Annotated in this window: 10 protein-coding genes; 7 read left to right on the top strand and 3 right to left on the bottom strand. The window is 44.5% G+C overall.

The window, feature by feature from the left end:
- The 3 genes from H8S64_RS01295 to H8S64_RS01285 all read right to left on the bottom strand — a co-directional run bounded on the left by H8S64_RS01295 (position 1) and on the right by H8S64_RS01285 (position 2,878).
- Complete coding sequence (locus H8S64_RS01295; protein ID WP_099291038.1) at positions 1–810, bottom strand: MotA/TolQ/ExbB proton channel family protein; 810 nt, start codon at positions 808–810, stop codon at positions 1–3.
- A 127-nt stretch (positions 811–937) separates the two neighbouring features.
- Positions 938–1,978 (bottom strand): asparaginase, encoded by a 1,041-nt coding sequence (locus H8S64_RS01290; RefSeq protein ID WP_099291037.1) that lies wholly within the window; start codon positions 1,976–1,978, stop codon positions 938–940.
- A 3-nt stretch (positions 1,979–1,981) separates the two neighbouring features.
- Entirely contained in the window at positions 1,982–2,878 is an 897-nt protein-coding gene (locus H8S64_RS01285) for a TatD family hydrolase (protein ID WP_255301899.1), read from the bottom strand.
- A 403-nt stretch (positions 2,879–3,281) separates the two neighbouring features.
- On the opposite strand from H8S64_RS01285, the gene H8S64_RS01280 reads away from it, so the two are divergent.
- The 7 genes from H8S64_RS01280 (at position 3,282) to H8S64_RS01250 (ending at position 13,811) form a co-directional block, all read left to right on the top strand.
- Positions 3,282–3,818 (top strand): RNA polymerase sigma factor, encoded by a 537-nt coding sequence (locus H8S64_RS01280; protein WP_186974637.1) that lies wholly within the window; start codon positions 3,282–3,284, stop codon positions 3,816–3,818.
- A gap of 160 nt (positions 3,819–3,978) precedes the next feature.
- Positions 3,979–5,187 (top strand): FecR family protein, encoded by a 1,209-nt coding sequence (locus H8S64_RS01275; protein ID WP_186974636.1) that lies wholly within the window; start codon positions 3,979–3,981, stop codon positions 5,185–5,187.
- A 148-nt stretch (positions 5,188–5,335) separates the two neighbouring features.
- The gene (locus H8S64_RS01270; protein ID WP_255469374.1) at positions 5,336–8,698 is read left to right on the top strand and encodes a SusC/RagA family TonB-linked outer membrane protein; all 3,363 of its coding nucleotides are present in this window, start codon (positions 5,336–5,338) and stop codon (positions 8,696–8,698) included.
- A gap of 20 nt (positions 8,699–8,718) precedes the next feature.
- Complete coding sequence (locus tag H8S64_RS01265) at positions 8,719–10,359, top strand: RagB/SusD family nutrient uptake outer membrane protein (RefSeq protein WP_255469373.1); 1,641 nt, start codon at positions 8,719–8,721, stop codon at positions 10,357–10,359.
- Positions 10,360–10,377: 18 nt separating this feature from the next.
- Positions 10,378–11,124, top strand: a complete 747-nt coding sequence (locus H8S64_RS01260; RefSeq protein WP_099291034.1) for a DUF4843 domain-containing protein — start codon at positions 10,378–10,380, stop codon at positions 11,122–11,124.
- A gap of 20 nt (positions 11,125–11,144) precedes the next feature.
- Complete coding sequence (locus H8S64_RS01255; protein WP_186974634.1) at positions 11,145–12,830, top strand: PKD-like family lipoprotein; 1,686 nt, start codon at positions 11,145–11,147, stop codon at positions 12,828–12,830.
- 60 nt (positions 12,831–12,890) lie between these two features.
- On the top strand, positions 12,891–13,811 hold the full coding sequence (locus H8S64_RS01250) for an ABC transporter ATP-binding protein (protein WP_186974633.1): 921 nt from the start codon (positions 12,891–12,893) through the stop codon (positions 13,809–13,811).
- Positions 13,812–13,813 lie beyond the last annotated feature (2 nt).

The raw sequence follows: 13,813 nt of genomic DNA, 5'->3' as shown, positions 1-13,813 counted from the left end.
TTAGTGTTTTTGATTGTACTTTACAAGGATATCTAACAAGGTTACGGATGCATCTTCCATATCGTTTACGATACTTTCAACTTTTGCAACACAGTAGTTGTAGAATACCTGAAGAATCATGGCAACGATCAAACCGGCAACGGTCGTGATCAATGCAACCTTGATACCTCCCGCAACCAATGACGGTTGGATATCACCTGCTGCCTGAATCTTATCGAAGGCGTCGATCATACCGATAACTGTTCCCAAGAATCCCAACATCGGGGCCAAAGCGATAAACAAAGCGATCCAAGACATTCCTTTTTCCAAAAGTCCCATTTGAACGGAACCGTAAGAAACAACGGATTTCTCTACCATTTCGATTCCTTGGTCATAACGGGATAGTCCTTGATAGAAAATACTTGCGATAGGACCTCTGGTCGTGCGGCATACTTCTTTCGCTGCTTCAACACCACCGTTTTCCAAAGCGTCTTCTACACTCGCGATTAATTTCTTGCTATTAGTAGCTGCCAAGTTCAAGTAGATAACTCTCTCGATAGCGATAGCCAAACCGAAGATCAAAGCCAAGATAACGAAGCTCATGAACATGGCACCACCCTCGATGAATTTTTGTTTTACAACGGCGTGGAAAGAAGAACTTTCGATGGCGTCTTCATCTTCCAGAACGGTCGGGTCTGTTGTAGTTTCTTCGTCTTGATAAGTTTCTGTGGTCTCTGTTTGAGTCATTTCATCCTCTTGAGCCATTAGCATAGATGATGCTCCAATAGTAAGCATTCCTAAAACTGCTATTAGTGCAAATAATTTTCTCATGATCAATTTAACTGATTTTTAGTTTATTAATAATTAAATTTTAACTCTATATTTTGTTTTAAGCTGTTATATTTTTCAATTTGCACCACCTTGAGTCCAAATCGGGCACCAAGGTATAAAAAAAACGTTAAAAGCCAATATATTTGGGTGATATTTCTCCCTTCAAGGCGTTATTTAAATATTTTTTCACTTCGTTAGGGTCTTTATATTTGCCCAGCACGTACATCATTTTACACGCTGCCGCTTCCGTCGTGATGTCATGCCCGCTGATAACTCCGGCATTAAGTAGCTCTCTACTTGTTTCATACTTACCCATTTCCACGCTTCCGCCTTGGCATTGGGTAACATTATATATAAAGATGCCTTTCGACAGGGCATCCTTTACTTTGTTAAGAAAAACTTTATTTGTCGGGGCATTCCCGGAACCGTAAGTTTCGAGTATGATTCCTTTCAGTCCCGGGATACCCGTTACGGCGTCGATCACTTCCGGACGCATACCCGGGAATATTTTCAATATGGCGATATTCGTGTCCACGTCGCAGAATGCCTCCACCGGTTCCACCCTCGGCGTGTAATCAATCGCACTGTAATCGTAATGGATATGAATACCTATGCTCGCTAAAGGGGGATAATTGAATGACTGGAACGCGTCAAAGCTCTCGGCGTTTATCTTGGTCGTTCGGTTTCCCCTGAATAATTTAGCCCCGAACAGGATACATACTTCCGGTACGATAGCTTTTTCTTGGTCATAAGCCGCCGCGATTTCGATGGCGGCGATCAGATTTTCTTTCCCGTCCGTGCGAATTTTCCCGATCGGCAATTGCGATCCGGTAAACACGACCGGTTTCGTCAGGTTGTTCAGCATGAAACTCAATGCCGCTGCCGAGTATGCCATCGTGTCCGTTCCGTGCAGGATCACGAATCCCCGGTAATCGTCGTAATTCTTCAGGATGATCTCGCATAGATCTTTCCACAGCTTCGGTTGCAGATCCGAGGAGTCGATGATTTCCGGTAATGTATAACTATCGATCGTGAAGCCGAATTCTTTGATTTCGGGAACTTCACAGGCAATCTGGTCGAAATTGAACGGGCATAACGCCCCCGTTTCGGGATCGTTCACCATCCCGATGGTTCCGCCAGTATATATAATTAACACGGGTTTTGTCATAAATCAAAATTTATTATCCACGCTTTTGCTATGCAAATTAAATAAATTCATCGCATTATTCGTTGTTATTTCCTGTATTTTTTTCGTGTCGACACCTCTAATTTCAGCAATTTTAGCGGCTATACACGGAATATAACTACTTTCATTCCGTTTTCCCCGGAAAGGGACAGGCGCGAGGTAGGGTGCGTCCGTTTCAAGAACAAGGTGTTCCGTTTCTATTTTGCCGACGACTTCGGCCATAGAAGATTTTTTGAAGGTGACGACCCCGCCGATACCTAATCGGAACCCGAGATCTATCGCCCGTCGGGCGTCTTCCTCGTTGCCGGGGAAACAATGGAGTATCCCCTTCATGTTATAATGTTGCTTTTTCAACACGGCGAAAATTTCCGGCAAGGATTCTCTTGAATGAATCACCACCGGAAGATCCATTTCACGGGCGATATGCAGTTGTCGTTCAAAAACGACAATTTGCTCCTTGTAATAAGTTTTGTCCCAGTAGAGGTCAATCCCGCACTCCCCGATACCGTATATCGTCGTTTGCCCGAGAAGTTTCTCGAAGGCTTTCATCTCTTCCTTGTACGAAGCGTTGACCGAGGTAGGGTGGACTCCCAGCAACGGGAACAGGTTATCCGGGTATTGCCCGGCAAGCGCCAACATGGATTGCCGTGTAGTTCTATCTATATCCGGTAAAATGATATACCGGACGTCAGCTTCAAAAGCCCGTCGCACGGTTTCATCCCGGTCATTGTCAAATTCTTCCGCGTAAATGTGCGAATGAGTATCTATGTACATGTTTCCTTTATCTTGCGGGACAAATATAGGGAATAATTCGGGGGAATGCAAAGGTTTCCGGTTGCAGGTTTTCTTCACGGGATTAGTATAAATACTGTATATACTCATAACCTGAAAGAATCAAACTATACTTCCATATGACTTCCGGTTTAGTAGTACATAAAAAACTTTAGATAAGCTTTTACTTCCCTTTATGAACGCTATTTATAATAGGGTTCGTATAGGGTTCATATAGGGTTCGTATAGCGTTCATGACGGAATTGAACCGGAATTGATATGGAAGTATAGTTGTATTAATATAGGTTATTGACTTGACTTGTAGATGATTTCTTCGTGTTGTGTTGAAAATTGAAAACAGCCTTGTGCGATTGAAATTTTAGATAGCCCGTTTTGTTCTGATACAACATCTAATGTTGGAATATTTATTTTGTTCTTGATTTTTTTTGTAAAACGGAATAATTTCCCGATTTTTTATAATTTTGTGTTTGATTCATTCCGTAAACAGGCTAGAATGGGATTATCTATTGAAAAAATCAGACAAGGTGACGAGTTGGCTTTTAAGGAGTTGTTCGACGAGTACTATCAGGCTTTGTGCGTGTTCGCCACGACTTACTTGAAGGATGACACTTTGGCTGCGGATATCGTGCAGGAGAGTTTCGTGAAGTTTTGGAAGCGTCGTGCGGATTTTAATGATACCTTTAATATAAAGTCTTTTCTTTACACGATCGTGCGCAATCATTGTCTGAATTCGATACGGGATAACAAATTGAAACGGGAAGATTTGTCTGTCGTGATGTCGGAGGAATTTTACACGGAGACATTGATCGAGGAAGAAGCGTACAGGATTTTCTACGAGGCGGTGAACGCGTTGCCCCCGCAAACACGTCAAGTCATACAGTTGTCCTTGGACGGTTTGAAAAATTCAGAGATCGCCGAACGTTTAGGTGTTGCCGAGAGTTCCGTGCACACGTTGAAAAAAATTGCTTACAAGAAACTGCGTGTGATGCTGAAAGATTATTATTACTTGGTATTTGTATTTCTTCTTTGATTTTTCAAGAGTGTAAGTTTTTGTAAATCTGTGTGTTTTATTCTGTTTGGAAAAATAAATGGAATAAAATGAATTTTCCGTTCCCCATAAAAATTGATTTTCGTGTTATATATTAAAACGATTGTAATAACAGACGGTTTTATAGAGGAAAAATTTATTTATGATGAAGCAAGGAAAAAATGATATGGAATACGATCCTTTTGTTATCGCTCAATGGATTGCGGCCTCGTTGACGGGGGAATTGTCGGGGGAGGAGGAACGGAAGCTGGCGGCGTGGCGGGAGAGTTCGGCTAAACACGAACGCTTGTACGAGCGGTTGTTGAACGAGGAGAACCGGAGGTGGAAAAAGCAGCAGTTCGATTCGTTTGACAAGGAGAGCGGCTGGAAGGGATACAAGGAAAAACGGAGTCGGGAGAGAAGGATTTCCCGCGGGTGGGTACGCTTCGTGCGTTACGCTGCCGTGTTGCTGGTACCCTTGTGCGTGGCGCTGTATCTGTGGAAAGGACAGACGGAAGATAAGTCCGTGTTACCGGTAATGGCGAGCCACACGATTGAACCGGGAGGGGCGAAAGCTTCATTGATTTTGTCCACCGGGGACGTTGTCGATTTGGCAGCAACTTCCGGTGCCATCCGGGTAAACGATGGAATGGTTATACAGAATCGCGGAAATATGCTTTCTTATCAAGACACGGCAGGGAAGGTTCCGACGGATAGTTTGATGTATAACGTGGTAACGGTACCGAAAGGCGGGGAATATCAACTGGTGTTGAGTGACGGGACGCAAGTGTACTTGAATTCGATGACCCGGATTCGTTATCCCGTCCGGTTTACCGGGGATACCCGTGACGTGGAACTGGAAGGGGAGGCTTATTTCGAGGTGGCACGAGACGAGGAGAAGCCGTTTGTCGTGAGGACGGCGTGTTATGATGTAACCGTGTTGGGAACGTGCTTTAATGTAGCCGCTTACCGGAATGATAACATGACGAGCACGACGTTGGTGCAGGGGGCTGTCGAGGTTTCCGGCAAGGGTATTGCCGAGGCGAGAAGGTTGCGGGTGGATGAACGTTTCGTGCTGGATAAGGTGACGGGCAAGGTGACAGTGGAAAAGGTGGATGTGAGTTATGACACAGCTTGGAAGGAGGGGAAATTTCGCTTTCGGGACGTGCGTTTGGAGGAGATCATGTGGGATGTCGAACGCTGGTATGATGTGACGGTGGAGTATGACAGTGACGAGGTGAAAGATTTCCGGTTCGGTTTTAACATGAGTCGCCACGAGACGATAGAGCCTCTGTTGCGCATTTTCGAGTTGAACGGTAAGGTAGAAATAGAGAGAAATGGAAACATGTTAAAGGTTAAACGCGGCAGATAAAAATGGCAGGAAATGCCGGTAACATTTCCTGCCGAAATTATCACCGTTGAGACAGAGATAATTATTAATGTAATTAGTGAACAAATTTATGGAAAAAAAAGCAATTTTTCTCCGGGAGAACCTCGGGAAATTTAAAAAGCTATGGCTTATGACGAAGTTTACACTATTATTTGTTCTTTTGGGATTATTGAGCACGAACGCGTCGGTGTATTCCCAAACGGGGCAACAGATTACTCTTTCGATGAAGGATTCTTATTTGAAAGATGTGCTATGGGCGATAGAGCGCCAGACTACTTTTGTTTTCATGTATAACCAGGAGGACTTGGATAAGGTCGGGAAGGTTAGCGTGAATGTCAAAGCTTCCGGTATCGAGGAGATATTGAAAGCGTGTTTGAAGGGCACGGGGTTGACTTACGTGATCGAGGAGGCGGTGATCGTGCTGAAACCCATGAAGGAGGACGAGAAGAAAAAGGAAATCCGTATTGCAGGACGGGTGACGGACGAGGCAAAACAACCTTTACCGGGGGTGACGGTTCGGATCAAGGGAACCGGGCTTGGTACTGCCACGAATGCCGAGGGGCGCTATTCGTTGGCATTGCCGGAGATGAAGGACGTGGTGCTGGTATACACGTTCGTGGGGATGGTTACCCAAGAGGTGAAGTACGCGGGTAAGGACACGATCAACGTGGTGATGAAGGAGGATAAGGTGAAGATGGACGAGGTAGTGGTGACCGGTTACATGAACGTGCGTAAGGAGAGTTTTACCGGGAATGCTACGACGGTGAATAAGGACCAGTTGTTGAAGACGAATAACAAGAACGTGATTGCCGCTTTGCAGGCGTTTGATCCTTCTTTTCGAATTAAGGAGAATAAGCTTTTCGGTTCAGACCCGAACTCGTTGCCCGAGTTCACGATTCGCGGGGAAGGGAGTATCGGTATGAACCGCGGCTTGGAGATGGAGAAGGCTAGACGTTCACAGAGAACGAGTTTGAAGGATAACCCGAATTTGCCGATTTTTATCTTGGATGGTTTCGAGGTGTCCGTGCAGAAGATTTATGACATGGATATTAACCGAATCGAGAGTATGACAATCTTGAAAGATGCTGCTGCCACGGCAATGTACGGTTCTCGTGCGGCTAACGGTGTGGTTGTGGTGACGACGGTTGCGCCTAAGCCGGGAGAGTTGCGGGTAATGTATAATTTTAATGCCGGAGCGGAGTTTCCTGATTTGTCCGATTATAATTTGTGTAATGCTTGGGAGAAGGTGGAAGTGGAACGGTTGTCCGGAAAGTATATTTCAGAGGATGGAGATCCCGGTGTACAATTGATAAAAGATATCGCGTATAATGATTTGGTGAATGAGGTACGGAGGGGCGTGGAAACCGACTGGTTGGCTCAGCCGTTGCATAACGTGTTCAATCATTCGCATAGTTTAAATGTTTCCGGTGGTGTGGAGAGTATTCGTTACAGTTTGGATTTGAATTACGGGACGCATAACGGGGCTATGATCGATTCGTACCGGGATAACATGGGTGTGGGTTTGAATTTGGATTATCGGCACAAATCGTGGTTACAGGTGATGAATTCTGTTACTTTTAATGTGACGAAGGCTTCGGATTCTCCATACGGTTCTTTTGATTTGTACGCGAAGTTGCAGCCTTACTGGGCTCCTTACTCGAATGACGGTGAGCTGTTGGAAACGTTGAAAGACGGGAAGACTGTCAACCCGCTTTATCGGGCTAAAATGTTGGGCAGTTACGCGGGAAAGATGAAATTGAATGATTTGACCGATAATTTTAGTGTGAATATTTATTTTTCAGAGGGGTTTTCGTTTAAGGGACAGCTTTCTGTAACCAAGACCGATTCGGAGACGGAGAGTTTCTCGGATCCGAAAGACCCCGCGTATAGCTCGACTTCCACGAGAGAAAGAGGTGCTTTGACAACGATTTCCGATAAATCTTTTACATGGAACACGAATGCGATGTTTTATTTCAATAAATCGGTAGGAGATCATTTTATAAATGCCACAGCAGGTTTGAATATTCAGGAGTCGCATAATAAAATGACAACATTGGAGTATCAAGGGTTCCAGTTGAGTAATTTGCATTCGCCGACATACGCCGCGGAACAAACTCGAAAGGCTGATGTTTCTTCCGATAAAAGTCGTTTGTTGGGAATTTTAGCTTCTGTTAATTACTCGTTTAATAATGTTTATTTGTTTGATGCTTCTTTCCGTATGGATGGTTCTTCTAAATTCGGGAAAGATAAGCGTTTCGCTCCTTTCTGGTCTGTCGGTGCCGGGGTGAATGTGCATAATTATTCATGGTTGAAGGATCATTGGTTGGTGAGTACCTTGCGGTTACGGGGTACGTATGGAGTGACGGGTAATGTGAATTTCCCTGCGTATGCCGCTATTTCCACGTATCAGACTTCGGATAAGTGGTATTATAATACTCCGTCGAATACGTTGATAGCGTTGGGAAATCCTAAGTTGACTTGGGAGAAAACGCATACGGTGGATGTCGGTATCAATTTGGGATTTTTTAATGACCGTTATGTCTTGGAGGGAACCTATTATAGGAAAGAGACGAAAAATCAATTGGAACAGTTGACAATTCGTTCTTCATCCGGGTTCTCCAGTTTTTACACGAATGCGGGTTCTATCCTGAATAAGGGGTTTGAGTTGAAGTTGAATGCCACAGTGTTGCAAAGCAAAGATTGGACGGTGGCACTGAATGCCACGCTGGCTTCCAACACGAATAAGATCACGAAGTTGGGGCAGGAGGCAGAGAGATACAATCAAAATATCCAAGATTTCCATAATGGAAAAAAACAAGAAAGTGACGAGAATATGAGTGCCGAGGATAGAGAGGCGTATGGCGAGTTGCTTTATATCCCATTGACTCAATATTACGTGGGGGCGTCGACGACGGCTATTTACGCGGTGCCTTCTTATGGAATTGACCCGTCTAATGGTAAGGAGTTGTTCCGGAAACGTAATGGACAGAGTACTTACGTGTGGGATGCCGCCGACGAGATTGTAGTGGGTGACAGGAGCCCGGATGCGCAGGGGTCTTTTGGTATCAATATCGCGTGGAAAGGGTTTTACGTGAACACGACGTTCTTGTATCAATGGGGGGCTCAAGATTATAATGAAACGCTCAAGAATAAGGTGGAGGAGGCTGATATCGACGGGAGTAACGTGGATAGGAGGGTGTTGACACAACGTTGGATTAAGCCGGGAGATATCGCACCTTTCTTTGATTTGGCAAGGAAGCAAAAAACACAACCGACTTCTCGTTTTGTGCAGGATAATAACTACTTGGCATTTAGCGGTATCTCTTGCGGATATGATTTTAGCCAAGAGTTGATTCGAAAATACCGTTTGACTTCGTTGGGTTTGCGGTTCAACATGAATGATGTGTGCCGTTGGTCTTCTATAAAGCAGGAACGGGGGACGAGTTATCCTTACGCTAAAAATTACAGCTTTACGTTGACACTTGGTTTTTAAAATATTTAATGATTTAGGATATGAAGATATATTTACAAATGATGCTTTTGTTGTCCTTGCTTTCGTTTGGTTCGTGTAAGGATTGGTTGGATTTGCAGCCGGAAGGACAGGCAACTAGCGAAGAGTTGTTCGCCACGGGCGACGGTTATCGTTCCGTTTTGGCCGGGATTTACGAGGCTATGGCGTCTAAGAATTTGTACGGGGTGGAATTGCAATTCGGGATTGTCGATTGTATTTCACGGCAGTACACGTGGGATTGGAAATACGGGGAGCAAGGTACCAATATGTATAAACTGGCTCGGAATTTTGATTATTATCATGCCGATTTGAGACCCACGATTAATGCTATCTGGAAGGATGGATTTAATGTGGTGGCTAACGCTAATAATTTGATTCAGAATCTGGAGGATGTGTCCCCGGATTTGTTCGCGGGGGGAGAGCCGGAGCGTAAGATGATTTTGGGAGAAGCGTACGCTTGTAGGGCTTTGATGCATTTCGATTTGTTGCGCCTTTTTGCTCCTGCTTTGATTCATGATGATGGGGAACAACGGGTGCCGTACGTGGAGGAGTATCCTAATATTCAGCCGAATGGAATTGGGGTGAAGCCTTTTATGGAGAAGGTGATCCGGGATTTGAATAAGGCTCGCGAGTTGACGATCGAGTTTGATACCACGGCTTTGGGGATGAGTATGAGTGCTTCCGGAAAAACTCGTTTCTATGGAGAGTTGGAGTATGGAATGGAAGGATACCAAAAGGAAAGTTCTATAGACGGTTTTTATTTGGGACGAGGTTATCGTTTGAGTTATTACGCGATTACAGCTCTGTTGGCAAGGGCATACCAGTATGCGGGAATGCAGGAGGAGGCGTTCCATATGGCAGAGGCGGTGATGAAATTTAAAGCAACGGGACCTTCGGGTAATTCTTATGATATGTTTTCCAGGGATGATTTTAACGGGGTTCGAGGGAGTAATTACGAGGAAAAGAATGATTTAAAGAATGTATCCGGTTTGATTTTTGCCATTTATAATGAAGAGGCATATAATGATTATGGTCTGGCAAATTTTTTCCAGAAAAAAACGAATGGGATGAATCAAGGGAATTGGTTGATGCTTGATTTGGAAAAACAAAAGATATTCCAAAGACCGGACGGGAATATGGATGAGGCACAGATGGATATTCGTTCTAAGTGTTTGCTTTATAAACCGGAAGATCATAGTATTTGGGGGGATTATAAGATTTCTGCAAAATGGTATTGCAGTGATGATGCGACGACACGTCAAAAGAATGTGCAGATTTTACCGGTAATTCGGGCAACAGAGATGCGTTATATCATGGCGGAATATTATGCCAGAAATCAACGTATGGAGGAGGCTTACAAGATATTGAATGATATTCGCCGGGATCGTTCGGATTATGCGGAAGTACCGGGTGAGGGTGGAAATATGGAGTGGAAGACGATGGAAGATTTGCCCGTGGCTCAGAATTATGAAGGGTTCCAACGGGATTTGATTCGTGATGCGCAGCGGGAGTGGATTTCCGAAGGTCAGCTATTTTATTTGTATAAGCGCTTGGGGACAAAGATTTATTTTAAAGAGGACGAGATTCGGGAATTGAACAAGTCCGAGTATATGTTGCCCGTGCCGGATGATCAGAGTATGTAATCGATAAATTGAATGAGTATGAAAAAGATATTATTGTTCGCTATTTGTGTGGTCGTATTTTGGTCTTGTTCCGAGCAGGATATTAAGCCGTTCGGGGGACGTCATGAAGTTTATTTTTATAAGTTTTTTATGGACGAGAAGGCTCCCGGTACAGCTAAAGCGGATTCGACGGATGTGACTTTCTTTTTTGCCAAGCCAACGGATGAGTACGTGATGGCAGATGTGGTTGTGGCGTTGGCTGGAAGACCTATAACGGAGGATCTACATTTCGGGTTGAAGGTGGTGGACGAGATGACAACTGCAACCCCGAATGAATACGTCTTGGAAGATGTGTACACGTTTCGGGCTCGTCCTATTTCGGAGGATGCGAAATTGATTTTGGATACGATACAGATTCGAATGAACAAGAGTTCCCGTTTGGATGAGTTGGAGGAAGGGATTCGGTTGACGGTACAAATTGTGCCAACGGACGAGGTGCAGGTCGGGCAATTCGAGCGGTCTCGGGCGGTGATTCATTTAACAAAGGATGCCGTACGTCCCGTGTGGTGGACGCGGGAGGTGGAAGCCGGATTGTTGGGTCCCTATTCCTCATTGAAGTATAAGACGTTTTTGGAGAATGTACCGGGGGCGTATGATATGGATGGTGACATGATAAAGAATTATCCGGACGAGGCAATCAAGTTGACGAAAGCGTTTAAACAATATTTGGCTGAAAATCCGATATATGACGAGGAGAATTACGAGTGGATGGCAGTGGAAGTTTAATCAATAAATGAAGATGTATTATGAAATATATAAGGTTGTATTTTGTATTATTGATGTTCGGTTTATTAGCCGGATGTTTTGAAGACGAGGGAAATTATGATTACGTGGAAATCAATCCCCCGACATGGGAACAGGAGTTCAATGATCGTACGCCTAAAAATATATACGGGTATGCCGGAAAGGGCGAGGTGATGAAGTTCACGGGAAGTAGTATGTTTAGATGGGAAGGGGATTCCGTGGCTCGTGCCGAGGAGGTGCGTTACGAGTGGAAGATTGGAGATGTGGTTATTAGTGAAGAGTTGGATTTTGAGATACCGACGGATGAGTTGGTTGAAAAAATAGATTTGAAACGCTATAGTAATAGTCAAGGGGAGTGGGGAACGTTTAATATTATTGAGAAAAAGACGGGAATTGTTTTTCCGGCTCGGCTTTACGTGTGGATTTATCCGACGTTTGCCCCGGATGACTGGTTTCTTCTGTCAGAAAATGGTAAAAACGCTAAACTTTCAGTTGTTCGCTTGCGTGTTGTAGAGGAGAAGGGGCAAAAGGTTATCAAGTACGAGTTTAGGGATGATGCCTATAAGGATATTAATGGACACGAGATTCCGGGTAGCCCGCTTGATCTGGTGATGGAGACTTCCCGGGACGTGAGTGCCAGTGGTGCGTGCGTGATACTGACCGATCAAGTTGCCTACGAGGTGAATATGCAGAATCTCGAGAAGGTGAGCGAGGTGAAGGATCAATTTTTGGACGGGACACCTGCGGATTTTAACATTATAGCCATGAAGGAAAAGGCTCCGCAGAGTCCTAGTTTCGGGGAAGGTTCGGCTTCTTTTGTTGCCACGAAAGACGGGCGTTTGTTTACTAGAATGAGGTCAGCGAATTATTTGACGGGTAAGTATTTAACGGAGCCTTATTATATTGATGCCAAAGGGTATAAGATCACGAAAATCGGTCATACTCTGTATGGTGGAATCATTCCTTGTTATGATGAAAAGAACCGGAGAGTGGTGATGGCGACGACGTGGAGGGAGGATATTCAAGGAGAAACCATGGGAGAAGGAACGTCAGTTTATAAGACAAGAGTTTTGCCTTTAGACAATAGTTACTCGGTGCCCGTTGATGGCTTTCCTGAAGGTACTGAAATGTTGCATCTTTCAACTAAGAATCATATTAGTTGGGGATATGGCGGAACAAAAGCACTTTTTTCTGTGTATTATAATGACCCGACAATGGATAAAGATCAAACTTTAGTGGGGGATTTTTCTTTTGAAAATAGAACTGGTTCGATTACGTATACATCATTTGAGCGTTGGTTTTATTTGCCAGTGAAATTGGATGCTTCTTCGATTATTCTTACCAGTGGAACATTGCGTAGTAATAGTGAAACGGCAAATGCTGCTAAATATCGGGATTTTTACACGGTAGGGGATAAATTGTATTACGTGCAGCGAGGAACAGACTGGAGCGATAAGACGGTGAGATTCCTTGAATTTAATGCCTCGTTCCCTTCTAAGGTTACGGCGTTAGCTTACGCTTTTGCTTCATTGGATCAAATATGGGTAGGATGTGAAGACGGAAGTATGTTTGCTTATGATATAAGGAATATTAATTCGCCGAAGTTAGTGTTCGAGAAAAATCTTGGAGGTAAGGTGGTTTCCATGAAGCAGATTGGATGGCATACTAGTAATGAAGATTGGTATTAATAGTGTCAAGATGAGCCGGGATTTGTAGGTTGTATAGATAAAATTGAAAAGTAAAATTGTATGGAAGAAGCAATTGTAAAAGTCGAGCATTTGTCTCATCGTTATAGTGTGCAGTGGGCGATTCGGGATATTGATTTCGAGATAACTAAAAATGGTATTTACGGATTACTCGGCTCCAATGGAGCCGGGAAATCCACAACCATGAATATCATGTGCGGGGTGTTGAAGCAGACGGAAGGGGATGTGTTTATAAAGGGGGTCAGCGTGAGCAAGAATCCGGTTGAGGCGAAGCGGCATATCGGATTCTTACCGCAGGTGCCGCCGTTGCACCCGGATTTGACAGTCGAGGAATATCTTGAGTATTGTGCAGAGTTGCGTCATATTCCGGATCGGGAGGTGAAGAAAGCGATCAAGGAGGTGATGGAACGTTGCGGTATTTCGCATTTCGCGAAACGGGTGATTCATAATTTATCGGGAGGTTATCAACAACGGGTGGGGATTGCTCAGGCAATTATCCATAAACCGGAACTGGTGATATTCGATGAACCGACGAACGGTTTGGACCCGAATCAAATCGTGGAGGTGCGTCATTTGATAAAGGAGATTGCGCAGGAGCGTACGGTGATTCTGTCGACACATATCTTGACGGAGGTGCAGGCGACTTGTGATTATATCCGGATGATTGAGCAGGGGTCCTTAGTTTTTTCCGGAACGGTGAATGAATTTGATAACTATTTGCAGCCTAACACGCTGGTGGTTTCTTTAGCGGCTGTTCCGTTGGTAGCGGATATACAGGCTCTTTCGGGAATCGTGCGGGTGGAAGAATTGGGAGGTCCCAGGTTCCGCATCCAGTTTTCGGATGCTCGGGAGGCGATGGATCGCATCGTGGAAGCCAGTTATACCCGGGGGTGGCAGTTGACAGAGTTGCAACAGGAGAAGAGTTCACTGGATACCATTTTTGCCGAGTTGTCCAGAAAGTAGTA

The organism is Butyricimonas hominis, assembly GCF_014287455.1.
Taxonomy (GTDB): domain Bacteria; phylum Bacteroidota; class Bacteroidia; order Bacteroidales; family Marinifilaceae; genus Butyricimonas; species Butyricimonas muris.
The sequence above is the reverse complement of the archived record's forward strand: the minus strand, read 5'-3'. Positions and strand labels throughout refer to the sequence as shown.